The sequence below is a fragment of the Pseudorhodoferax sp. LjRoot39 genome (assembly GCF_964253035.1).
Taxonomy (GTDB): domain Bacteria; phylum Pseudomonadota; class Gammaproteobacteria; order Burkholderiales; family Burkholderiaceae_C; genus Pseudorhodoferax.
Map to the genome: position 1 here is coordinate 1,547,849 of NZ_CAXUQL020000001.1, position 22,197 is coordinate 1,570,045.

Sequence of the window (22,197 nt, forward strand, 5' to 3'; positions counted from 1 at the left end):
CCTGCGGCCATGCTCGCTCGGGCCTGCATGCGGCCGTGGTGTCGCGGCAGCGCCTGCCGGCCTACAGCACCTGGCAGGCCTGCTCGAAGCCGAGCCGGGCATTGCGCGGAAACAGCTTGCTGTCGTCGCCGTAGCCCAGGTTGATCAGGAAGTTGGCCTGCCAGCGGCCATCGGGGAAGAACTCCGCGTTGACCTTGGCGATGTCGAAGCCGCTCATGGGGCCGCAATCCAGGCCCAGCGCGCGCGCAGCGATCATGAAGTAGGCGCCGCCCAGGGTGCCGTTGCGCGTGGCCGTGGCCTGCGCCAGCGCGGCATTGCCTTCGAACATCTCGCGCGCGCCCTCGCGATGCCACACCTGCGGCATGAACTCGAAGAAGCGCGTGTCGGTCGCCACGATGGCGGTGACCGGCGCGGCCATGGTCTTGTCCAGGTTGCCCGCCGACAGCGCGGGCCGCAGGCGCTCGCGCGCGGCCGGCGTGGTCAGGAACACGTAGCGCGTGGGCTGCGTGTTCATCGATGTCGGGCCCAGGCGGGCCAGGTCGTAGACCTCGCGCAGCAGCTCGGGCGGCACCGGCCGGTCGGTGAAACCGTTGGCCGTGCGGGCGCTCAGGAAGATCTGGTCGAGGGTGAGGGCGGTGTCGGCCATGGGTGCGGTGCTGGAAGTTGGCGGTCGGGTCACGGCTGGCTGGCCGTGCGCGCGGCCTGGGTGCGGGCCGCGAAGCGGCGCTGCCACTCTTCCACCGGCATGAAGCTCGGATCGGTGCGCACGATGCGCTCGGTATCAAGCCAGATGGCGGCATCGTCCATGTCGATGTCCAGCGTGTCGCCGTGCGGCTGGCTCACGTACCAGGGCGTGTCCAGGTACACCTCCACGGTGTTGTCCTCCGGGTCCATGCAGTAGATGGACAGCGCGTTGCCGTGGTTGAGGCCGCGCATCTTGGTGGCGCCGAGTTCCAGCGCGCGCTTGCGGGCTTCGCGTAGGTGCGCGATGGTCTGCACCTTGAACGAGAGCTGCATCACGGTGCTGGGGCTGTCCGGACCGCGGCTGGAGGCCAGCGCCAGCTGGTGGTGCTGGTCGTTGCGCCCGCTCAGGAACACGATGGTGAACGGGAAGGTGAAGCCCACGCCGCGGTCGGTCTCCTGCATGTCGAACACGCCGCAATAGAAGCGCTTCATCGCCTCGATGTCGCGGCAGAAGATGCCGCAGTGCGACAGGTTGGGCTGGTAGGGGGTGTCCATGGAAAAGGCTCCGGGGCAGTCAGGGATGCAGGACGATCTTGCCGAGCGTGCCGCCCTGGTCGAGCAGCGCGTGCACGTGGCGCGCCTCGGCCAGCGGAAAGCGGCTGGCGCGCGGCGCGCGCACGCGGCCGGCGGCCATCAGCGCGATGGCCTGCTCCATCAGGCCACGGCGCAGCGTGCGGTCGGCGTCCACGGCGTGGATCGAGAACGTGCGCACAGCCAGGCTGCGGCCCAGCAGCTTGCGCAGTTCGGTGAAGACATCGGCATCGGGCGGGCCGTTGACGATGTTGTAGGACACCAGCATGCCGGAGGGCGCCAGCGCGTGCAGGCAGGCCGTGAACAGCGCGCCGCCCAGGTGGTCGAAGGCGAGGTCGACGCCGCGGCCGTCCGTCTGCGCCATCACCTGCGCGGCGATGCGCGCGGGATTGGCGTCCACGAGCGCGTCCACGCCGTTCTCACGCGCGAAGGCCTGCTTCTCGGGCGAGGAGGCGGTGCCGATCACGCGCAGCCCGCGGTCGCGCGCCACCTGCGCCAGGGCCGTGGCCACGCCGCCGGCCGCGCCGGGCACGAGGATGGCCTGGGCAGGCGCGTTGCCGTTGCTGGCCAGCAATGCGATGGCGAGCTGGAAGTTCCCGAGGCTCACCGCGTCGTCGAAGGCGATGCTGTCGGGCAGGGTGAAGGGCGCCTCGGCCGGTACGCAGATGGCCTCGGCATAGCAGCCGCCGCGCTGGGGCAGCTCGCGCGCGCTGACCAGCACGCGCTGGCCGGTGCGGGCCGCGTCCACGCCGGGGCCGACCGCGTCCACCGTGCCGGCCATCTCGTTGCCGGGAATGGCCGGCATGGGCGGCATCCACTTGTAGGTGCCGTTGCGGATCAGCACGTCGGGGCCGCCGGCGCCGATGGCCGCCGCCCGCACGCGCACCTGGCCGGGGCCCGGCTCGGGCAGCGGCAGGTCCACGCAGTCGAGCACCTCGGGCCCACCCGGGGCCTGCAACTGGATGGCGCGCATCAGCGTTGCCCGTCGTGGACGGACACCTGCGCGGTGGTCAGCCCGCCCAGGCGCGCATGCACGCGCCCGCCCGTGCCCATGACCAGCGCAAACAGGATCTCCTTGGGCCGCGGTGCGTCCTGGATGCCGACCTCCATGCTGTTGAAGTGGCTGCGCACGTAGCAGGCGTGGATGTAGTGCAGCGGCACCATGAGCCGGTAGCCGGCACCGGCCACGACCTTGGCCGCCGGCACGATGGCCTTGGGCTCGCCCAGCGCCGCGCGCATGGCCCAGCCGCCGGCCTCGTGCCAGACGGCGCCGTGCTCCATCTCGCCGTCCACGCCCACGATGGCGGCCTTGCTGTAGACCTCCACCTTGTCGCGGCCCAGCGTGTCCACGAGCTCCTGCGCCAGCAGCGTGCCCAGGCTGCGCAGCTCGGCCATGAAGGGCATCAGGTCCGGCTCGTAGCGGCCGGCATAGGGGTTGCGGATCACGGCGCAGGCCGCGGCCAGCTTGAGCGGCACGTCCACCGGCGGGCCACCCTCGTGGTAGGTGGTCTCGATGGTCAGGCTGCGTTTGCGGATCTCGATCAGGGACATGGTGCGCCTCGGTTGGAGCAGGGGTTCATTGTTTGGCAATGCCGGCGTCGGCCACGACGTGGACCCAGCGGTCCAGCTCGCGCCCCAGCATGGTCTTCATCTCTTCCGGCGTACTGCCGCGCACCTCGCCGCCCATGTCCTCCAGGCGCTGGCGCACGGCGGGTACCTGCAGGGCTTTCTGCACCTCGGCGTTCAGGCGCGCGACGATGGGTCTGGGTGTGCCGGCCGGCGCCATCAGGCCCGCCCAGGAGCGCACCTCATAACCCGACACGCCCTGTTCGGCAACCGTCGGCACCTGCGGCAGCCCAGGCCAGCGCTGGGGGCCGGTGGTGGCGATGGCGCGCAGCTTGCCGGCCTGGATGTTGGACATCACGGCCGTGGGTGGCGCAATGATGAAGGGCACGTCGCCCGACAGCAGCGAGGTGATGGACGCCGCATCGCCGCGGAAGGGCACGTGCAGCATCTGGACCTTGGCGGTCTTGGCCAGCAGCTCGCCGGCCAGGTGGTGGGTCGATCCGATGCCGGCCGTGCCGTAGGACACGGCATCGGCCTTGGTGCGCGCCAGCTTCAGCACGTCCGCGAACGACTGGTATGGCGCGTCGGCGCGCACCACCAGCAGGAACGGGAAGAAGGTGATCGTGGAGATGGGCTCGAAGTCCGCCACCGTCTTGTAGGGCAGGGTGTTGTACAACGCGCCCGCGACGGCATGCCCACCGGTGGCCAGCAGCAGGGTGTAGCCATCGGGCTTGGCGCGCGCCACCGTGCCCGAGGCGATGGTGCCGCCGGCGCCGGTCTGCGCCTCCACCACCACCGGCTGGCCCAGGGTCTTGCCCATTTCCACGCCCACGGCACGGGCGATGGCATCGGCGTTGCCGCCGGGCGCGAAGCCCTGCAGCAGCTTGATGGGCTTGTCGGGATAGGCGGGATCGGCGAGGGCCGGGCCGGCCAGCCCAGCGGTGCAGGCGGCGCAAACGGCAGTGAGGGCGAGGATGTCGCGTCGTTGCATGTGCATGTCTCCTTGGCCGCCCGGTGCGCGGGCGGCTTGTTGTTCAGCGAGAGTCGTCAGCCCTGGGCCACGATCGGGTTGCGCAGCGTGCCGATGCCTTCGATCTCGACCTCGCACACGTCGCCGGCCTTCATGAAGCGCTGCGGCTTGCGGCTCCAGCCCACACCGGCCGGCGTGCCGGTGGCGATCACGTCGCCGGGCACCAGCGTGAAGATGGTCGAGGCGTACTGGATCAGCTTGGGGATGCTGAAGATCATGTGGCCGGTGTGGCTGGCTTGCACCGTTTCGCCGTTCAGACGCGTGACGAGCTTGAGCTCGCGGCCCGGCGCGATCTCGTCGGCCGTCACCATCCAGGGGCCGAAGCCGCCGGTCGACTCGAAGTTCTTGCCCGAGGCGATCTGCTTGGCGTGGAACTGCCATTCGCGCACGCTGCCATCGTTGTAGATGCTGTAGCCGGCGACGTGCTTCCACGCATCGGCCTCGGCGATGTCGCGGCCACCCTCGCCGATGATGACGGCGAGCTCGCCCTCCCAGTCCAGCGTCTCGGACACGCGCGGCAGCACGATGGGGCCGTTGTGCGGCGTCTGCGAGCGCCACACGCGCAGGAAGATGGGGGGCTCCTCCGACAGCTCGCGCTGCATGCCGGCGGCAATCACTTCCTGGTGGTGGTCCATGTAGTTGCGCACGGCGCAGACGATCTTCTCGGGCCGCGGGATCACGGGCAGGAACTGCACGTCCGAGAGCGGCACCTCGGCCTTCAGTCCGTCGACCAGCGCGTCGCGACGCGCGAAGTCGGGGCTCGCGATGAAGTCGGCCAGGGTGGCGTGGCCGGTGCGGCCGGCGAGTTCGGCGACGCCGTCGTTCAGGACGACGCCCCAGGTTTCACGGCCAGCGTGGAGATAGGACAGGAGTTTCATGGTCAGCTTTCGGTTCGGGAGGGTGGCGGGGTCGTCGCATGGCGTATGTCGTTCATGCACGCGGCAAATTTTATGCATAAAAATCAAAAAAGGCGCAAAGTCAATTTCATGCTCGTTTACCCTGGTGCGTGGAGAAACGCAGATGCGCCGCAGCGCCGGCTTCGTGCATAGAATCGGTCTGCCCATGACCACGACGACCGCCCAGGGCGCCGATGCCGGCGCTCCCCTGACCGAGCAAGCCTTCCGCAGCCTGCGCCACGACGTGCTGGCCGGCACCTTCGTGCCCGGCGGCAAGCTCAAGCTCGACGAACTGCAGCGGCACTACGGCTACTCCAGCAGCCCCCTGCGCGAGGCGCTGAGCCGGCTCGCGCAGGAGGGCTTGGTGCGGGCGGACGAGCGGCGCGGCTTCCGCGTGGCTGCGCTGTCGCTGGACGACCTCAACGACATCACCCACATGCGGCTGATGCTGGACGTCGAGGCCTTGCGCGGCTCCATCGCGGCGGGCGACGACGCCTGGGAGGCGGCCATCGTGGCGGCCTTCCACCGCCTGGAGAAGGTGGAGTCGCGGCTCAGCGACGGGCCGCAGGTGCTGGACGAGGAGTGGAGCGAACTGCACCGCGCCTTCCACCTGTCGCTGCTCGATGCCTGCCCTTCCGAGCGTCAGCGCCGCTTCAGCGCCAGCCTGTTCGACCAGGCCGAGCGTTACCGGCGCTTCACAGCCCGGCACCGCCAGGTGTCGCGCCGCAAGTCGGCCGAGCACCGGCGGCTGATGGATGCCGTGCTGCGGCGCGATGCCGACACCGCCTGCGCGCTGCTGGCCGAGCACATCCGCAGCACGCAGCGCAATGCCGAGGTGGCGATGCGCGCGAACGCGCGGGCGGTGAACTGAAGCTTCGCCGGCGCGGCCGGCTGGCCGTGCCTCGCACGCACTTCAGGATCAGGCCGCCCGGTTGTGCAGCGGCTCGCCGCGGCCCCAGCGGCCCTGGTTGTCTCCCCAGGCTCAATGCGATCAAGAACATCGACACTGTCGGTGGGACGGCGCTGGTCCAGGCCGGTGTGGTGCTGGAAGAGCGCAAGAACGGCATGGCCGTGACCGTGCGGTCGCCTGCGTACAGGCCGAACAGGAATGCGTTGTGCCGGGCGCCGCGGTGCGTGATCGCGGCGTCCTGTGGCACGCCGGTCGTTCCGCTCCTGACTCAGGTCCCGGCCGGCGCCGCGCGTGCGGGATGCTGCTCCGTCACCTCACGCAGCCGCCGTCCCTGCAGCCAGGCCGCGATGTCCTCGACCACGTCGCGGTAGATCCGCCGGTAGAGACCGTGCGTGACATAGCCGATGTGGGGCGTGGCCACCACCTGGGGCAGGCTGCGCAGCGGATGCTGTGGCGGCAGGGGTTCCTGCGCGAAGACGTCCAGCCCGGCACCCGCGATGGTGCCGGCGGACAGCGCCTGCAGCAGGGCGGCCTCGTCGACGATCTCCGCGCGCGAGGTGTTGACCAGGAAGGCACTGCGACGCATGGCCTGCAGTTGCGCAGTGCCGATCAGGCCGCGCGTGCGCGCCGACAGCACGCTGTGGATGGACACGAAGTCCGATGCACGCAGCAGCGCGGTCAGGCTCGGCGCGCGCTCGACGCCGCATGCGGCACAGCGGCTGTCGTCCAGGTTGTGGCTCCAGGCCAGCACCCGCATGCCGAAGGCGCGCGCCACCGTGCTGACCCGTGCGCCGAGCCGGCCCAGGCCGATCACGCCCAGCGTCGCGCCGGCGAGGTCGGTGCCCAGGCCGCTTTGCCATGGACCGGCCGCGTGCATGGCCCGTAGTTCTTGGGGCAGGCGACGGGCCAGTGCCAGGATCAGCGTCCAGGTCAGCTCGACCGCCGGGGTCTCGAGGATCTGCGTGCCGAGCACGGGGATGCCGCGCGCCGTGGCCGCGGCCACGTCCAGCGCGCCATTGCGCTGGCCGGCCGTGACGATCAGTTGCAGGCGGTCCAGCCGCTGGAGGATGTCGGCGCCGAAGGCCGTGCGTTCACGCATCAGCACCACGATGTCGGCATCTGCCAGTGCGGCCACGAGGCGGTCCTGATCGGCCAGGTGCTCGTGTACGAACACGACATCGACGCGATCCCGCAGAACCGACCAGTCGGCGCAGTCCGCGGCCACGTGCAGCGTGTCGTCCAGCACCACGCAGCGCAGGCGTGCCGGGGAATGGGCGTCGTGCTGTGCCATCCTCAGTTCGCCTGGATGCCGCGCGCCTTGATGAAGGCACCCCATTCCTCGTACTCGCGCAGGAAGCGGCCGGCACCGGCGGATGGCGGACCGGAGAAGATCTGCGTCTGGAACTCGCGGAACTTCGCCTGCAGCGCTTCCTCCTGCTGCACCACGCGCACATCGGCGTTGATGCGTTCGACCAGCGGCTGCGGCATGCGGGCCGGCCCGATCAGCACCAGCGAGCCCGGCGTCGGTGGTCCCTGGATGCCGAGTTCCTCGAACGAAGGCACGTTGGGCAGTTGCGCCACGCGGGCCTTGCCCGAGACCGCCAGCGCGACGACCTTGCCGCCCGCGATCTGGCCCAGCGCGCTGGGCAGCACGCTGACCATGAGGTCGGTGTCGCCCGTCATGGTGCTCAGCATGGCCGGGCCGACACCGTTGAACGGGATGTGGCGCAGCGTGGTCTTGGATGCCTCCACCACCATCTCCATGACCAGGTGGGTCGAGTTGCCCACCCCGCCGCTGCCATAGGTCAGCTCGCCGGGCCGCGCCTGCGCCGCCGCCACGAACTGCCCGTAGCTCGTGAGCTTGCTCCTGGGGCTGGCCAGCAGCACGAAGGGCGCGTCCTGGATCGGCGCGATGTAGCTGAAGTCCTTGCGCAGGTCGTAGGGCACGTTGGGGTACAGGTGCGGATTGAAGGCCAGCGGCGTGGAACCCGAGACCAGCAGCGTGTAGCCGTCCGGCTTGGCGCGCGCGACCTGCGAAGTGGCCAGCATGCCATTGGCGCCCGGCTTGTTCTCCACGACCACGCCGACGCCCCAGCGCCGGGACAGCGCGTCGCCGAGCGCCCGGGCGACGAGGTCGCCGGTGGAGCCCGGCGACTGCTGGACCACGAAGGTGACGGGCTTGCTCGGAAAGGCGGCGGGCTCGGCGGCCTGTGCCTGCATGGCGAAAGCGCCCAAAGCGCCCAGGGCCAGCAGCTGGCGGCGGCGAAATGGCATGGAATGATCTCCTGGTTGTCGTTGGAATGTCGCCGAAGTCACCACACGGCCGGCTCGAAGCGAAAGCCTTCGCCCTGGCGGCGGGCATAGCCGCAGTACGGTGCCCCGAAATGCACGGGCAGGATCAGCGCTTCGCGCCGGGCCGCGGCGTCCAGCAGCGCGAAGCGCGTCTGGCGCGCCTGGTCGGCCCAGATGCAGTAGGCCGAGTTGATCTCGGGGCGCGCTACCTGCATGGCGCTGTGCAGCACGTCGCCGCTGAAGATGGCCTCTTCGCCGCGCGAGCGCACCCGGTAGGTCACCTGGCCCGGGCTGTGGCCGGGCGCGGGTTCGCTGAGCAGGCAGTCGGCGATCTCGTCGCCGGGCACCAGCATCTTGGCCAGGCCGGCGTCGACGATGGGCATCACGCTGTCGAAGAAGGCATCGCCGAACACGTCCATGCCCTCGACCTTGTTGCGCCCGCTCTCGCAGAACAGGAAGTCGTCCTGCGGCAGGTAGTACGTGGCATTGGGGAAGGTCGGCACCCAGCGGCCGTCCTGCCAGCGCGTGCACCAGCCCACGTGGTCGATGTGCAGGTGGGTCAGCGCCACGTGTGTGACCTGGTCGGGCCTGGCACCGGCGGCGTCCATCCACTCGGGCACCAGCGTGTTGAGCATGTGCATGCGCGCGATGCCGCTGCGAGGCTTGGCGTTGCCGACCCCGGTGTCGACCACGATCACGTGCGGGCCGGCGTGCACGACCCACAGCTGCACGGTCAGCATGAGCTTGTTCATGTGCGGCACCCAGTGGTTGGGCGCGAGCCAGTCCGCATTCGCGGCCAGGGCTTCGGTCTCGAGATCGGGCAGCAGAAAGCCCGGCGCATGCGTGGGGCCGGTGTACTCGAGGATGCGTGTGACCTTCACATCGCCGATCTGGCGGGACTGGAACATCATGGGGAGTCTCCTTGGGTGGTGGGTGCGGGGGGCAGGCTGCGCATCCAGGCCACGAGCGCCTGACACACCGCCGCAGGTTGCTCGGGCACCAGCGCGTGGCCGGCCCGCGCAATGACGGACACGGTGACCTGGCTGCCCAATGCGTCCTGGAGCACGCGGGCATAGCGGCGCGGAGCGATGGTGTCTTCATCGGCCTGTAGGTCGAGCAGCGGCACGCCGCCGGCGTTGAAGTAGTCTTCGACGCGCGCCTGCGCATAGGCTTTTCCCTGGGCCTGCTTGAGCGCAGGATGCCAGCCGTCGAGCCAGACCGTGGGATCGTTGCCCGGTGCGAAGAAGGCGCGCCGCAGATGCGCGAGCCGCTCCTGCGCCGGCAATGTCAGGTCGCCGCTGGCATAGATCGAGGCCATCAGCTCCGCCGTGATCGGCGGCTCGCCGCCCGGTGTCTTGCCGGCCGAAGCGGCCAGCAGGGCGACGCCGCGCACGGCACGGGGGTGGCGCGCCGCGAGCGTGCGTGCAACGAAGTTGCCGAACGCATGGCCGGCGATGACGGGCTGGCGTGCGCCGGTCGCCTCGACCACGGCCAGCACGTCGTCGGCCAGTTCGGCCAGGTCCAGCGCGTCCATGGGACCTTGACTGGCGCCCAGGCCGCGTGGCCAGGGGCGGACCACGGTGAAGCCGGCCTGCGCGAGCAGCGGTGCCAGGGCATCGTAGTCGGCCGGTCCCCGGCCCAGCGAAGGCAGGATGAAGACCTGGGGGCCTTCGCCTTCGGTCTGGTAGGCGATCTGCACCGCGCCGCGCGCGGAATGCCGTTGGGTGGTGTGCACGGTGGTCATGCGCTCAGTCCAGTGTGATGCGGACACGGCCCAGCACTTCCTTCCAGCGCTGCGTGTCTGCCTTGACCAGCGCGCCGAACGCGGCGGCCGGCAGGTAGGCGGGGTCCAGGCCACGCTCGGCCAGCTGGCGCAGCACGGTGTCCTGCTGCATCACCGCCGCCAGCGCGTCGGCCATGCGTTGGATGATGGCGGACGGCAGGCCGGCGGGGGCGACCCAGCCGATGCCCAGCTCGGCGTTCACGCCGCGCAGCCCGCTGTCGGCCGTGGTCGGAATCTGCGGCCAGCTCGGGCTGGGCCGATCCGACAGCAGTGCCAGCGTGCGTGCCCGCCCGGCCGCGACATGCGGCGCCATGGTGGAAGGCGAGACGATGGCGGTGTCGATGTGGCCGGCCAGCAGGTCGTTGGTGACGGCCGCCATGCCGCGGTAGGGCACGTGCAGCAGGCGGATGCCCGCGGCATCGGCCAGCCACTCCATCGCCACATGCGGCAGCGAACCGGCGCCCAGCGAGCCGTAGCGCAGCTGGCCGGGTTGCTGTCTGGCCAGCGCGATGAATTCGGGCAGCGTGCGGGCCGGCACGCCAGCGTTCACATGCACCGCGTAGGGCACGCTGGCGATGCGCGCGACGTAGGCCAGGTCCTTGTCGACGGCGTAGGTCTGGGTCCTGGACACCTGCGGCAGCAAGGTGAACACGTCGAGCGCGTTGATGAGCCAAGTGTTGCCGTCGGGCCTGGCGCGGGCCACGGCCGCGGTACCGATCTGCAAGCCCGCGCCGTCGCGGTTCTCCACCACGACCGGCTGGCCGAGCCGCGCTTCGAGCGCTTTGGCGACCACGCGGCCGACGGTGTCGAGCGCGGCACCGGGCGGATAGGGCACGACGAGCTTGATCGGCCGATCGGGCCAGGACGCCTGGGCGCTGGCGCGCCAGGCGACGGCCGAGCCTGCAAGGGCCGCGATGGTGCGGCGCCGGTTCGGGTACCGCATGGTTCAGCCGGCGATGGCGGACGGATGGCGGGCCAGCGGGATCACCTCGATCTCGAAGTACGGGAACATCGGCAGCGAGGACAGCAGCGCATGGAATTCGTCATGGCTGGCGCAGTCCCAGACGCTGACGTTGGCGGCCTGGCCGGCCACCCGCCACAGGTGCACGAGCTTGCCCTCTTGTTGCATCTCGACGGCGCGGTCCTTCTCGCGCTGGCGCAGGGCGTTCACGGCTTCGGGGGCCATGTCGGCGGGAATGCGGACCTGGATGCGGGTGCAGTACAGCATGGGATGTCTCCTTGGGTTGGTCGTAGGGGGCAATCTCAGAGCGCGTGCGCGCGGTCGTCGGACCAGTGCGCACCATGCGCCAGGAACTCGGCGGCCAGCCGTTCCAGCGGCGTGTCGTGGGCGACGAAGCCGCCGATCAGGGCGGCCAGCAGCAAGGGGCTGTGCGTGGCCATCATGTGGCCCGTGGGCACGACGAGCGACTGGGCCCGGGGCGCCAAGGCGCTCAGCCGCGCGATCTCGGCCGGTGGGCGCAATGCATCCAGGCTGCCGCCGACCAGCCCGGTGTGCGTCGGCAGGCCTGCGAGCTCGGCATCGAGCGTGAACGATGCGAGCATGTGCAGGATCTGCCCCAGGCTGCGGCCATCGCCTGCCAGCCAGCGCAGCCGGTAGTCGGGCCAGCCGGCCTGTGCGGTGCGCAGCGCTTCGGGCACGGCGCGCAGCAGCAGGCCTTCGGCCGCGCTGCGCACGCCCTCGGCCACGATGCGGTCCGCTAGTGCCCGGGTCGCCGCACGGGCCGGCTCGGCCACCCCGGCCGCCGGCGCCAGGGCCAGCACATGGCTGGCCCGCCCTGCATGGCGCGTGGCGAAGCGGACCGCGATGGCGGCACCGACGGCGATGCCGGCCAGCGCCACCGGGCCCTGGATGTCCAGCGCCTGCAGCAGGCCCGCCAGGTCGTCGGCATGCGTGTCCAGCGTGCAGGGGCCGACCAGTTTTTCCGACAGGCCGGCGCCGCGCGTGTCGTAGCGCAGCACACGCAGCTGCGGAGGCAGCGCGGCCAGCGTGCGCTCCCAGCTTTCCAGGCTGCCGCCCATCTCGTGGATCAGCACCAGCGTGGGGCCTTTGCCCGGGCGCAGGCGCCAGCGCAGGCCGGCGCCGCGGATCTCGGTCCATCCGTCCATGGCCGCCTCCTCAGAACGCGGCGGTGCCGGTGATCTCGCGGCCCTGGATCAGCGCCAGGATGCCGTTCGTGCCGTCCGGCACCTGGAAGGCGCGCACGTCGCGCCACATGCGCTCCAGGCCCAGCTCGTCGCTGATGCCCATGGCGCCATGGATCTGCATGGCCAGGTGGATGGCGCGCTCGGCCGCCTGCGTGGCATAGCGCTTGGCCATGGCCGAGATGCCGTTGGGACGGACGCCCTCGTCGATGGCGCAGAGCGCGTAGTAGCACAGCAGGCGCGCGCTGACGATGGCCGTCTCGATGTCTGCCAGGTCCTGCTGCACCAGCTGCATGGCCGCGAGCGGGCGGCCGAACTGCTGGCGGTCCTTGGCATGGTCGCGCGACATGTCGAAGGCCTTCTGCGCCAGGTGCAGCGTCATGAGGCCGATCAGCGGGCGGTTGCCGTTCCAGCCCACGGTCAGCTGCTTGGCGGCGTCGCCGCCGGCCAGGATGTTGCGCGCCGGCACGCGCGTGCGCTCGAACACCAGTTCGGACAGATGGCCCTGCTGCAGGCCCGTGATGCGGGTCTCGCGTACCTCGACCGGCGACTCGGCCGTGTCCACCAGCACGCGGCTGACCACCGGTCGGCCGCTGGCGTCGGTGCCGCTGACGCAGGAGACGTTGATCACGTCGGCGATGGAGGCATTGGTGATCCACATCTTGCGGCCCGTGATGTAGGCCCAGTCGCCTTCGATCTCGATGCGCGTGCGCACGGCGCGCGAGTCCGAGCCGGACTGCGCCTCGGTGTTGGCCGTGCAGCAGATCTTGCGCCCGGCCACCAGGTCGGGCAGGTAGCGCTCCAGCAGCGCGGGCGCGCAGCCCGCGTGGATGCGCACGATGGTGCCTTCGTGCGAGAGCAGCGACAGCGCCAGCACCGGCGGCAGCTGCTCGCTGACGAGGCCGTAGTCCAGCATGCTGAGCCCGCCGCCGCCAGCCGCGGCCGGCAGCCGCGGCGCGGTGATGCCGATGCCGGCCAGCTGGCCGTACAGGTCCAGCATGGCGGCCTTGGGCAGGGGCTGGTCCGGGGCGTGGGCGCGCAGGCGCGGTTCGATGGCGTTCTGGGCCAGGCGGCGCGTGGCATCGACGATGGCGCGCTGGTCTTCGGTCAGTTGGAAATGCATGGGGGTCTCGGGGTGAAGGCGATGGGAGAGGGCGTCATTCGCCGGTGTAGCGCGGCGAGCGCTTGTCGCCGAAGGCGCTGCGCCCTTCGATGCGGTCCTTGGAGTTGCGCAGCAGGCCCCAGTGCAGGTTGGACTGCGCGATGAACTCCCGCGGCGCCAGGTGCGCCGTCTCCAGCGCCAGGCGCTTGACGGTCTGCACCGCCAGCGGGCCGTTGGCCGCGATGCGCTCGGCCAGCGTCAGCGCGGCCTTGTGCAGCTCCTCCGCGGCCAGCAGGTCGCTCACCAGGCCGATGCGCAGTGCCTCCTCGGCGCCGATGCGGGCACCGGTCAGCGCCATCTTCATGGCGTGGGCGGCGGGAATGGCGCGCAGCAGGTGCTGTACGCCACCGACGGCCGGCACGCTGGCCACCGTGACTTCGGGCAGCCCGAAGCTGGCGTTCTCGCTCGCGATGCGCAGGTCGCATTGCAGCGCCAGTTCCAGCCCGCCGCCCAGGCAATGGCCGTTGATGGCGGCGATGAGGGGCTTCCAGATCTCCAGGTCGCTGAGATCGATGAGACGCGTGTAGCCGCCGATGTCGGATTCGGCGCGCCGGCTCTTGAGCTGGCCGTAGGCGAAGTTCTGCGTCGGCGGTGGCGTGGCCTTGAGGTTGGCTCCCGTGCAGAAGGCGCGTTGGCCGGCGCCGGTCAGCACGATGGCGCGGACCTGGTCGTCGTCCTGCAGGCTGCGCAGGGCCTCGCGCAGGTCGAGCAGGTCGGCGATGGTCAGTGCGTTGAGCGACTCCGGCGCGTCCAGCGTCAGCGTGGCGACGTGCTGGTCGCGCTGCAGGAGGATGGGCATGCTGCGTTCCTCCTTCAGACGCTGGGGCTGGACAGCGAGCGGCCGCCGCAGACGTAGAGCGTCTGGCCCGTGATGTAGGAAGACCTGGTGTCGGCGAACAGCAGCACGGCTTGCGCCACGTCCTGCGGCAGGCCGATGCGTCCGACCGGCACGCTGCGCTGCAGCTTGGCCCGGACCTCCTCGGAGTAGCCCTGCAGCAAGGGCGTCTCCACGATGCCGGGCGCGACCGCGTTCACGGTGATGCCGTCGGCGGCCAGTTCGATGGCCAGCGAACGCGTGAGGCTCACCACGCCGCCCTTGGCCGCCGAGTAGTTGGCCTGGCCGAAGCCGCCCAGCCAGGCGCGCGAGGAGATGTTGACGATGCGGCCATGGCCGCGTTCCACCATGCCCGGCACGACGCGCTTGGCGCACAGGAACTGCGACTTGAGGTTGGTGTCGACGACGAAGTCCCAGTCCTCCTCGGTCATGCGCACGAAGCGCTTGTCGCGCGCCAGGCCGGCGTTGTTGACGAGCACGTCGACCGCGCCCCAGCGCGCCACGACCTCGGCCACGCCGGCATCGATGCTGGCCGCGTCGGTCACGTCGACGCGGGCGCCGAGCACCTCGCCGAGCGGTGCCAGTTGGGTGCGCGCCTGGGCGAGCGCCTCTTCGCCGATGTCGAACAGGGCGACGCGGTAGCCCTGCTGCAGCAGGGCCTGGGCGAGCCCGAAGCCGATGCCGCGGGCCGCGCCCGTGACGATGGCGACGCGTGGTGAACTCAAGATGCTTCTCCTGGAGGAAGGGGTGACGGGGACATTCAGGGGCCGCAGCGCTCGAACACCGCGGCCATGCCCTGGCCGCCGCCGATGCACATGGTGGCCAGGCCGTAGCGCGTCTCGCGGCGCCGCATCTCGTGCACCAGCGACGTGGTCATGCGCAGCCCGGTCGCACCGATGGGATGGCCGAGCGAGACGCCCGAGCCGTTGACGTTGATGCGCGGGTCGTCCGCGAGGCCCCATTCGCGCAGCACGCACAGCACCTGCGCGGCAAAGGCTTCGTTGACGTCGATCAGGCCGATGTCGGACATCTGCAGGCCCGAGCGGGCAAACAGCCGCGCGACGGCGGGAACCGGCCCGATGCCGAAGCGCAGCGGGTCGCAGCCTGCGGCGGCCCAGCCAGCCAGGCGCGCGATGGGCTGCAGGCCGTGCTGCTGCGCGAAGCGGCCCGAGACGACCAGGCAACCGGCCGCGGCGTCGCTCTGCTGGCTCGCGTTGCCGGCCGTGATGGTGCCGCCCGGCAGCAGCGGGCGCAGCCGCGCGAGCTCGTCCACGCTGGCGTCGGCGCGGATGCCCTCGTCGCGCTCCACCAGCGTGCTGCGGCCCTTGCGGTCCTTGACCGGCACGGCCACCACCTCTTCGGCGAAGCGGCCGCTGTCCCAGGCCGCCTGGGCCTTGCGGTGGCTGCCCACGGCCCAGGCGTCGGCCTGTTCGCGCGTGACGCCGTACGCGGCCGCCATGGGTTCCACGAGCTCGGCGACGCCGCTGGCCGGGCCGAAGCGCTCGGGCGGCTGCGAGCGGGCACGGCCACGGTCCAGCCGGTCGTGCAGCACCATGTCGCCGAGCCGGCCACCCCAGCGCACGCCGGTGGCGTAGTACTCGATGTTGCTCATGCTCTCGACGCCGGTGACCAGCACCGCGTCCGCGACCTGGGTCTGGACCTGCATCGCGGCCGTGACCAGGGCCTGCAGGCCCGAGCCGCAGCGCCGGTCCACCGTCGTGCCTGGCGTCTGCAGCGGCAGTCCGGCCAGCAGTGCGGCGTAGCGGCCCATGCACGGGGCTTCGCTGGAGCTGTAGGACTGCGCGACGATGACGTCGTCGATGGCTTCGGGGCGGATGCCGGCGTGCTGCACGACGGCCTGCATCAGGTGCGCGGCCAGGTGGTCCGCGGTCAGTGCAGCGAGCGCGCCGCCGAACTTGCCGATGGGTGTGCGCAGTGGGGAAACGAGGTAGGCGTCGTGCGGGTTCATGGCGGCGTGGCCTGCCCGGAGGGGCAGCGGAGTCTCCGTGTTCGATGGGATGGCCGCGATTGTGGAAATCCACCCTGCGCTTGGGAATTTCGAGTTCTGCAAGCGAGGCTTGCAGTGAAGCGAAGCAGCCGCAGTCCAGGACCGCTGTGGGCCGACCTATAGTCGCGCACCGGCCCCGCCGGCACCCATGAAGGGAGACAGTGGCATCCGATGGCCATGCATTTCGACATCACCGATTTCCGGCTTCTCGTGCGCATCGCCGAGACCGGCAGCCTCACGCGCGCAGCCGAGAAGGCCTACCTGTCCGTGCCCGCGGCGAGCCACCGGCTCAAGAACCTGGAAGACGGGCTCAACCTCAAGCTCGTGGTGCGCTCGGCCCAGGGCGCCACGCTGACCGAGGCCGGCAAGGTCTACCTGCGCCATGCGCGCGGCGTGCTCGCGCAGCTGGACCTGCTGACCGCGGACCTGCAGGAACTCGGCGCGGGCATCAAGGGCCAGGCGCGCGTGTTCGCGAACGCGACCGCCATCACCGAGTTCCTGCCCGGCATGCTGGCCGGGTACCTCAAGCGCCACGCCGACGTGCAGCTGGACCTGCGCGAGCGCATGAGCGAGGACATCGTGCGCTGCGTGCGCGACGGCCAGGCCGACATCGGCATCATCTCGGGGCTGGTGCCCACGGACCGGCTGCAGGCCTTGCCGCTGATCTCCAGCCGCCTGGTGGTCATCGCACCGCGCGCGCACGCGGTCGCCGATGCGGGGCAGGTGCATTTCAAGGAGCTGCTGCGTTACGAGTTTGTGTCGCTGCCCGAGGGCAACTCGGTGCACGACTTCTTCGCCCAGCAGGCCGCTGCCCTGCACCTGCCGATGACGCTGCGCGTGCAGGTGGCCAGCTACGACGCGATCTGCAGCATGGTGGAGTCCGGCGCCGGCATCGCGATCGTGCCCGCGCCCGTGGTCGAGCGCTTGCAGTTGCACGGCCGCGTGGCGGTGTGCGAGCTGCTGGACCTGTGGGGCCGGCGCGAGTTCCAGATCGTCGCGGCCGACTTCGAGGCCTTGCCGCGCTACTGCCTGGACTTCGTCGACGAGCTCCTCGCGCACCTGCGCCCGCCGCCAACGGGCGGCTGAGTGCGCTCAGGTGCTGAGGATGGTGACCACGGCAACGGCCGAGTCGCCCGCCATGTTGCCGCCGTTGTTCTCCGCCAGCGCCACCTGGGCCCCCGGCCGCTGCCGCGGGCCGGCCTGGCCGCGCAGCTGCTGCGTGAGTTCGACGATCTGTGCGGCGCCCGTGGCGCCCAGCGGGTGGCCGCGGCTCATGAGGCCGCCGCTGGGGTTGACCGAGATGCGGCCACCCAGGTCGGTCGCACCCGAGCGGATCAGCGCGGGCGCTTCGCCCGGTGCGCACAGGCCAAGGTTCTCGTAGTGGATCAGCTCGGCCGGTGCCGACGCGTCGTGCACCTCGGCCACATGGATGTCGGCCGGGCCGATGCCGGACTGCTCGTAGGCGGCGCGCGCCGCGCGGACGGCCACGAGCTCCGCGCCGGGCTCGCCGGTGGCCGAGACGATGGCGCTGGCGCGCAGGTACACCGGCCGCACGCCGAGCCGGCGCGCGTGGTCTTCCGAACACAGGAACAGCGCGGCAGAGCCATCGCCGATGGACGAGCACATGAACAGCGTGAGCGGGTCGCTGACCATGCGGCTGGCCAGCACCTCCTCGACCGAGGTCTCCTTGCGGAACTGGGCCAGCGGGTTCAGTGCGCCAGCGCGGCGGCTCTTGACGCACACGCGCGCGAAGTCGGCCGGCTCTGCGCCGGTCTGTGCCATCCACTTGCGGGTCTTGGCAGCGTACAGGTCCATGAAGATGGAGCCGCTGCCGCGCGTCACGTCGGCAGGCAACGGTTCGTCCTGGTCCACCGCGCGCGTGAACGCACCGAACGACACGGCCTTGTCCTCGTGCGAGAGCTTCTCGGTGCCGACGACCAGCGCGGTCTCGTGCTGGCCCGAGGCCACGGCCAGCCAGGCCAGATGCAGCGCCGTGCTGCTGGAGGCACAGGCGTTCTCGACGTTGAACATGGGTTTGCCCGCCAGGCCGGTGTGGCGCAGCGAGGCCTGGGCGCGGATCATCTCCTGGCCGTCGACCACGCCGGCCGCGGCATTGCCGAAGTAGATGCACTGCACGTCCTGCGGGCCGGCCCCCGCATCGGCGAGCGCGGCCGCCACGGCCTGCTCCGAAAGTGACTTGAGGTTGCGTTCGAGAAACTTGCCGAACGGCGTCATGCCGACGCCGGCCACCACGACCTTGCGCATGGGAACTCCAGTTGAAGAGAAAGAGAGAAGGGATCAGGAACGCGGCAGCGCAGGCGGCATGCCGGTGAAGCCCTGGTGCAGCGGGCTGTAGAAGTAGAACGTGATGCGGCGCGCGCGGAACTTCCATTGCCCGTCCACACGCTGGAATTCGTCGTCGTAGTGGCCGGCGGAGACGTAGGACACGCCGCCCGTCACTGACAGGTACTCCATCGAGATGCGGCCGCTGGCCCGGTCGCCGTCCAGCGTGCAGGTGCCGTTGCTGCAGAAGTGCCAGAAGCGCTCGGCCAGGCGTGGCACATCCTGGCTGAAGAAGCGGTGGATGCCGGCGCGGCCCTGGGCCTTGTCCACGCCCTCGAAGATGCCGTCTTCGGTGAACAGCTCGGCGAACGCGTCCCAGCGCGCTTCGTCCAGCAGATGGCAGTAGCGCGCGCGCAGGTCGGCGATCTGCAGCAGCGACTCCACACGCTCCAGGCGCTCGGCAAGTTCGGTGGGTGCGGCCATGGCGTTCACAGCTCCAGGCGCACGCCGGAGATCTCGACGCGGCGCTTCTGCACGGGCACCTCCTGGCGCAGGTAGTCGTCGAAGCCGGCCGGGTCGGAGCCCACGGCCTGGAAGCCGAACGGCTCCAGGTTCTTCTTCTGGAACTCCGGCGACAGCAGCACCTCGCGGATGTCGCGCGCGATCTTCGCCTTGACGGCATCGGGCGTGCCGGCCGGCGCCATGAGGCCCAGGATGTAGGTCGCGTTGATGTCGCGCACGCCGGTCTCCGCGAAGGTCGGCACGCCGGGCAGCGAGGCGAGCCGCTTGTCGGCCGAGACCGCCAGTGCCTTGAGCTTGCCGGCCTTCACATGCTGCTCGATCATCGAACTGCCGATGGTGCCGGCGTCGACCTCGCCGGCCAGAAGGGCCTGCATCACGGGCATGCCGCCCTTGTAGGGCACATGGGTCAGCGCGATCTTGTTGTCGTGCACCAGCGATTCGAAGGGCAGGTGCGTGGGGCCGCCGATGCCGGTGGAGCCATAGCGCATGGGATCGGCCTGGCGGCTGCGGGCCAACGCCACGAACTCCTCGATGCTGTTGACGGGAGAGGAGGCCGGCACCGTGAACACCAGCGGCGAGCGTGCGAGCAGCGAGACGTTGGTGAACTGCTTTGCCGGGTCGTAGGGCAGCTTCTTGTACAGCAGCGGATTGAGCAGGATGGTGGCCTCGGTGGAGGCCAGCAGCGTGTAGCCATCGGGCGCGCCCTTGGCCAGCGCGACCGCGCCGATGATCTCGTTGGCGCCGGGCTTGTTGTCGATGATGACCGTCTGTTTCCACACCTGGCGCAACTGGTCGGCCACGCCGCGCATCAGAGCGTCGATCGGCCCGCCCGCCGAGTAGGGCACGATGATCGTGACGGGCCGGTTCGGGAAGGCGTCGGCCGCGCCGGCGGCGAGCAGGTTCAGGGCCAGCGCTGCGCCGGCCGCGATCTTGAGCAGGGTGTTCATGTGTCTCCTTCTTCGGTTGGGGGAAAGCTAGAGGTCAAAGACCAGCGGCGCTGCCGTGGCCGCGATCAGCTGTGCGCGCTCGACGCCCTCGGACAGGTCGACCACATGCAGGCCGTCGGGCCGCACGTCGATGACGGCAAGCTCGGTGTAGATACGCGAGACGCAGGCCAGGCCCGTGAGCGGGTAGGTGCAGCGCGGCAGGATCTTGGGCGCGCCGTGGCGGTCGCGGTGCGCCATCATGATGAACACCTGCCTGGCGCCGACGGCCAGATCCATCGCGCCGCCGACGGCGGGAATGGCGCGCGGATCGCCGGTGTGCCAGTTGGCCAGGTCGCCGCGCTCGGAGACCTGGAAGGCGCCGAGCACGCAGATGTCCAAATGGCCGCCGCGCATCATCGCGAACGAGGCTGCGTGGTCGAAGAAGGCGCCGCCGTCCAGCAGCGCGATCGGCTCCTTGCCCGCGTTGACGAGATCCCAGTCCTCCTGGCCCTCGGCGGCGCGGATCCAGCGTCCGATGACGCCGTTCTCGCTTTGCAGGAAGACTTCGCGGTCGGCGCCGATGTGGTCGGCCACCGTGGTCGGCAGGCCGACGCCGAGGTTGACGTACTGGCCCGGCGCGATGTCGCGGGCGACGCGGCGCGCGAGCGCCTGCTTTTGGTCCTTGTCCATGGATGTGACTGCCGGGTGGATCAGTGCGGGCGCAGCACCATGCGCTTGACGTAGATGCCCGGCGTGACGACCGCTTCGGGGTCGAGCGCGCCGAGCGCGGCCTCGCGTGCCACCGAGACGATGGCGCAGCGTGCCGCCGTGGCCATCACGGGACCGAAGTTGCGGGCCGTCTTGCGGTAGACGAGGTTGCCCCAGCGGTCGCCGGCCTCGGCCTGGATCAGCGCGTAGTCCAGCGCGATCGGGCGCTCCAGCACGTAGTGCTGGCCATCGAACTCGCGCGTCTCCTTGCCCTCGGCCAGCAGCGTGCCGTAGGCCGTGCGCGTGAAGAAGCCCGCGATGCCGGCACCGGCGGCACGCAGCCGCTCGGCCATGCTGCCCTGCGGCGCCACCTCGAGCTCGATGCGGCCGGCGCGGTACAGGTTCTCGAACACCACGGAGCCCGGCATGCGCGGGTAGGAGCAGACGATGCGGCGCACCAGGCCGGCCTGCAGCAGCGCGGCGATGCCGGTGGTGCCGGAGCCCGCGTTGTTGGTGACGATGACCAGCTCGCGCGGTGCCTTGCGGATCAGCGCGTCGACGAGGTCCTGCGGCACGCCCGCGCCGCCGAATCCGCCGATGCCGACGACGGCGCCGTCCCCGATGTCGGCCAGCGCCGCGTCGGCGCTGCTCCAGAATTTGTTGATCATGTGTGTGTCGCTGCCAAGCCTGGTGGGTTCTGGGGCGCGAGTGTTGTCTCTCGCCCGCGCACGCACAATTTCGAATCCTCGAACACCCTCTTTCGTCGGTTTCAAGCGCCTGCAGCGACCAGGGGGCGACGCACGGTCGGCGCTCTGGCATGCTGCGCGCCACCCGTCCATGGAGTACCGCATGCAAGACCAGGATCCGACCGCCGCCTTCGTGCGCGCATTGCCCCCCTACGCCACCGTGCGCTGCGAGCACGCTGCGCCGCACGTGCTGCGCGTGGTGCTGAACCGGCCCGAGGCGGCCAATGCGCTCAACACGCAGATGGGCCACGACCTGCTGGACCTGTGGACCCGGCTCACGGCCGAGCCGCTGGCCGCGCGCTGCGTGCTGTTCACGGGCGAGGGCGGCAAGATCTTCTGCGCCGGCGGCGACCTCAAGGAGCGCAATGGCATGACGCGCGCGCAATGGGTGCAGCAGCACGAGCTGTTCGAGCGCATGTTCTGGACGCTCGCGGATCTGCCGCAGCCCGTGCTGGCCGCCGTCAACGGCCATGCCTTCGGCGGCGGCCTGGAGATGGCGCTGGGCTGCGACTTCCTGTACGCCAGCAGCACCGCGCGCTTCGGCCTGCCCGAGGTCACGTTGGGGATCATGCCTGGCGGGGGCGGCACGCAGAACCTGCCGCGCGCGGTGGGCGAGCGGCGCGCGCGCGAGATCCTGCTGTCCGGCGAGCCCTTCGACGCAGCCCAGGCGCTGCAGTGGGGCCTGCTGAACCAGGTCTGCGCGCCCGAGGCGCTGGCCGATGCCGCGCTGCGTACCGCCAGCCGCATCGCCGGCAATGCGCCGCTGGCCACGCGGCAGATCAAGAAGTCGGTGCGCTACGGCATGCAGATGGAGTTGCGCACGGCCTATCGCTTCGAGATCGAGGCCTACAACCACCTGATCGGCACCGAGGACCGGATCGAGGGTGTGCGGGCCTTCAACGAGAAGCGTGCTCCGCGGTTTCTCGGCAGGTAGCGCGTTGCGCGACGGCGCTTCGGACTGGGGCCAAAGTCGCCGCGGCGTTCTGCTGTGAAGCGCGGGCGAAGGACGATGCCGGGGTTGCGCGTCGGCACCAGATGGAGCTGGTTCGCTGGCGGGCTTGCACGGGCTCGATCTCCGTGCGCGTGCACCCC

At 70.6% G+C, this 22,197-nt stretch carries 25 protein-coding genes; 3 read left to right on the top strand and 22 right to left on the bottom strand.

The window, feature by feature from the left end:
* Nucleotides 1-61 precede the first annotated feature (61 nt).
* From ACSQ4M_RS07400 to ACSQ4M_RS07425, 6 genes are read right to left on the bottom strand one after another with little or no spacing between them, the layout of a single operon-like run.
* Nucleotides 62-646, bottom strand: coding sequence for a malonic semialdehyde reductase (locus ACSQ4M_RS07400; protein WP_436188938.1), 585 nt, complete (start codon nucleotides 644-646; stop codon nucleotides 62-64).
* A 29-nt stretch (nucleotides 647-675) separates the two neighbouring features.
* Nucleotides 676-1,239: a VOC family protein gene (locus tag ACSQ4M_RS07405; protein ID WP_436188939.1), complete on the bottom strand. Its 564-nt coding sequence runs from the start codon at nucleotides 1,237-1,239 to the stop codon at nucleotides 676-678.
* Between the two features lie 19 nt (nucleotides 1,240-1,258).
* Nucleotides 1,259-2,248: a zinc-dependent alcohol dehydrogenase family protein gene (locus ACSQ4M_RS07410; RefSeq protein ID WP_436188940.1), complete on the bottom strand. Its 990-nt coding sequence runs from the start codon at nucleotides 2,246-2,248 to the stop codon at nucleotides 1,259-1,261.
* Nucleotides 2,248-2,826 (bottom strand): amino acid synthesis family protein, encoded by a 579-nt coding sequence (locus tag ACSQ4M_RS07415; RefSeq protein ID WP_436188941.1) that lies wholly within the window; start codon nucleotides 2,824-2,826, stop codon nucleotides 2,248-2,250. Before ACSQ4M_RS07415 ends, ACSQ4M_RS07410 begins: the two co-directional genes overlap by 1 nt.
* Nucleotides 2,827-2,851: 25 nt before the next feature.
* A complete protein-coding gene (locus tag ACSQ4M_RS07420; protein ID WP_436188942.1) occupies nucleotides 2,852-3,832 on the bottom strand; it encodes a Bug family tripartite tricarboxylate transporter substrate binding protein in 981 nt (326 codons plus the stop codon).
* 56 nt (nucleotides 3,833-3,888) lie between these two features.
* Entirely contained in the window at nucleotides 3,889-4,749 is an 861-nt protein-coding gene (locus ACSQ4M_RS07425; RefSeq protein WP_436188943.1) for a fumarylacetoacetate hydrolase family protein, read from the bottom strand.
* Nucleotides 4,750-4,933: 184 nt separating this feature from the next.
* Between ACSQ4M_RS07425 and ACSQ4M_RS07430 the strand changes: the two genes are divergently transcribed.
* The gene (locus ACSQ4M_RS07430; protein ID WP_436188944.1) at nucleotides 4,934-5,638 is read left to right on the top strand and encodes a GntR family transcriptional regulator; all 705 of its coding nucleotides are present in this window, start codon (nucleotides 4,934-4,936) and stop codon (nucleotides 5,636-5,638) included.
* Nucleotides 5,639-5,945: 307 nt separating this feature from the next.
* Here ACSQ4M_RS07430 and ACSQ4M_RS07435 read toward each other — a convergent pair whose 3' ends face one another.
* From ACSQ4M_RS07435 to ACSQ4M_RS07485, 11 genes are read right to left on the bottom strand one after another with little or no spacing between them, the layout of a single operon-like run.
* A complete protein-coding gene (locus ACSQ4M_RS07435) occupies nucleotides 5,946-6,968 on the bottom strand; it encodes a D-2-hydroxyacid dehydrogenase family protein (protein WP_436188945.1) in 1,023 nt (340 codons plus the stop codon).
* Between the two features lie 2 nt (nucleotides 6,969-6,970).
* Nucleotides 6,971-7,951 carry a Bug family tripartite tricarboxylate transporter substrate binding protein gene (locus tag ACSQ4M_RS07440; protein ID WP_436188946.1) on the bottom strand — a complete coding sequence of 327 codons (981 nt, stop codon included), beginning with the start codon at nucleotides 7,949-7,951 and terminating at the stop codon, nucleotides 6,971-6,973.
* 38 nt (nucleotides 7,952-7,989) lie between these two features.
* Complete coding sequence (locus ACSQ4M_RS07445; RefSeq protein ID WP_436188947.1) at nucleotides 7,990-8,880, bottom strand: MBL fold metallo-hydrolase; 891 nt, start codon at nucleotides 8,878-8,880, stop codon at nucleotides 7,990-7,992.
* Nucleotides 8,877-9,713 (bottom strand): alpha/beta fold hydrolase, encoded by an 837-nt coding sequence (locus ACSQ4M_RS07450; RefSeq protein ID WP_436188948.1) that lies wholly within the window; start codon nucleotides 9,711-9,713, stop codon nucleotides 8,877-8,879. Before ACSQ4M_RS07450 ends, ACSQ4M_RS07445 begins: the two co-directional genes overlap by 4 nt.
* Nucleotides 9,714-9,717: 4 nt before the next feature.
* On the bottom strand, nucleotides 9,718-10,695 hold the full coding sequence (locus ACSQ4M_RS07455) for a Bug family tripartite tricarboxylate transporter substrate binding protein (RefSeq protein ID WP_436188949.1): 978 nt from the start codon (nucleotides 10,693-10,695) through the stop codon (nucleotides 9,718-9,720).
* 3 nt (nucleotides 10,696-10,698) lie between these two features.
* The gene (locus tag ACSQ4M_RS07460; RefSeq protein ID WP_436188950.1) at nucleotides 10,699-10,980 is read right to left on the bottom strand and encodes a muconolactone Delta-isomerase; all 282 of its coding nucleotides are present in this window, start codon (nucleotides 10,978-10,980) and stop codon (nucleotides 10,699-10,701) included.
* Nucleotides 10,981-11,015: 35 nt separating this feature from the next.
* A complete protein-coding gene (locus ACSQ4M_RS07465; protein WP_436188951.1) occupies nucleotides 11,016-11,879 on the bottom strand; it encodes an alpha/beta fold hydrolase in 864 nt (287 codons plus the stop codon).
* A 10-nt stretch (nucleotides 11,880-11,889) separates the two neighbouring features.
* The gene (locus ACSQ4M_RS07470; RefSeq protein WP_436188952.1) at nucleotides 11,890-13,038 is read right to left on the bottom strand and encodes an acyl-CoA dehydrogenase family protein; all 1,149 of its coding nucleotides are present in this window, start codon (nucleotides 13,036-13,038) and stop codon (nucleotides 11,890-11,892) included.
* 34 nt (nucleotides 13,039-13,072) lie between these two features.
* A complete protein-coding gene (locus ACSQ4M_RS07475; RefSeq protein ID WP_436188953.1) occupies nucleotides 13,073-13,876 on the bottom strand; it encodes an enoyl-CoA hydratase/isomerase family protein in 804 nt (267 codons plus the stop codon).
* 14 nt (nucleotides 13,877-13,890) lie between these two features.
* Nucleotides 13,891-14,640, bottom strand: coding sequence for an SDR family oxidoreductase (locus tag ACSQ4M_RS07480; protein WP_436193976.1), 750 nt, complete (start codon nucleotides 14,638-14,640; stop codon nucleotides 13,891-13,893).
* 32 nt (nucleotides 14,641-14,672) lie between these two features.
* Nucleotides 14,673-15,881 carry an acetyl-CoA C-acetyltransferase gene (locus ACSQ4M_RS07485; RefSeq protein ID WP_436188954.1) on the bottom strand — a complete coding sequence of 403 codons (1,209 nt, stop codon included), beginning with the start codon at nucleotides 15,879-15,881 and terminating at the stop codon, nucleotides 14,673-14,675.
* Nucleotides 15,882-16,097: 216 nt separating this feature from the next.
* On the opposite strand from ACSQ4M_RS07485, the gene ACSQ4M_RS07490 reads away from it, so the two are divergent.
* Nucleotides 16,098-17,006: a LysR substrate-binding domain-containing protein gene (locus tag ACSQ4M_RS07490; protein WP_436188955.1), complete on the top strand. Its 909-nt coding sequence runs from the start codon at nucleotides 16,098-16,100 to the stop codon at nucleotides 17,004-17,006.
* A gap of 6 nt (nucleotides 17,007-17,012) precedes the next feature.
* On the opposite strand, the gene ACSQ4M_RS07495 is transcribed toward ACSQ4M_RS07490, so the two are convergent.
* Genes ACSQ4M_RS07495 through ACSQ4M_RS07515 form a run of 5 tightly spaced genes read right to left on the bottom strand, consistent with a single transcriptional unit; the run spans nucleotide 17,013 to nucleotide 21,027 of the window.
* Entirely contained in the window at nucleotides 17,013-18,185 is a 1,173-nt protein-coding gene (locus ACSQ4M_RS07495; protein ID WP_436188956.1) for a thiolase family protein, read from the bottom strand.
* A 33-nt stretch (nucleotides 18,186-18,218) separates the two neighbouring features.
* Entirely contained in the window at nucleotides 18,219-18,686 is a 468-nt protein-coding gene (locus ACSQ4M_RS07500) for a nuclear transport factor 2 family protein (protein ID WP_436188957.1), read from the bottom strand.
* A 5-nt stretch (nucleotides 18,687-18,691) separates the two neighbouring features.
* On the bottom strand, nucleotides 18,692-19,672 hold the full coding sequence (locus tag ACSQ4M_RS07505) for a Bug family tripartite tricarboxylate transporter substrate binding protein (RefSeq protein ID WP_436188958.1): 981 nt from the start codon (nucleotides 19,670-19,672) through the stop codon (nucleotides 18,692-18,694).
* A gap of 27 nt (nucleotides 19,673-19,699) precedes the next feature.
* Entirely contained in the window at nucleotides 19,700-20,341 is a 642-nt protein-coding gene (locus tag ACSQ4M_RS07510) for a 3-oxoacid CoA-transferase subunit B (protein ID WP_436188959.1), read from the bottom strand.
* A 20-nt stretch (nucleotides 20,342-20,361) separates the two neighbouring features.
* Nucleotides 20,362-21,027, bottom strand: coding sequence for a 3-oxoacid CoA-transferase subunit A (locus ACSQ4M_RS07515; protein ID WP_436188960.1), 666 nt, complete (start codon nucleotides 21,025-21,027; stop codon nucleotides 20,362-20,364).
* Between the two features lie 181 nt (nucleotides 21,028-21,208).
* On the opposite strand from ACSQ4M_RS07515, the gene ACSQ4M_RS07520 reads away from it, so the two are divergent.
* Entirely contained in the window at nucleotides 21,209-22,039 is an 831-nt protein-coding gene (locus tag ACSQ4M_RS07520) for an enoyl-CoA hydratase/isomerase family protein (RefSeq protein WP_436188961.1), read from the top strand.
* Nucleotides 22,040-22,197: the final 158 nt, after the last annotated feature.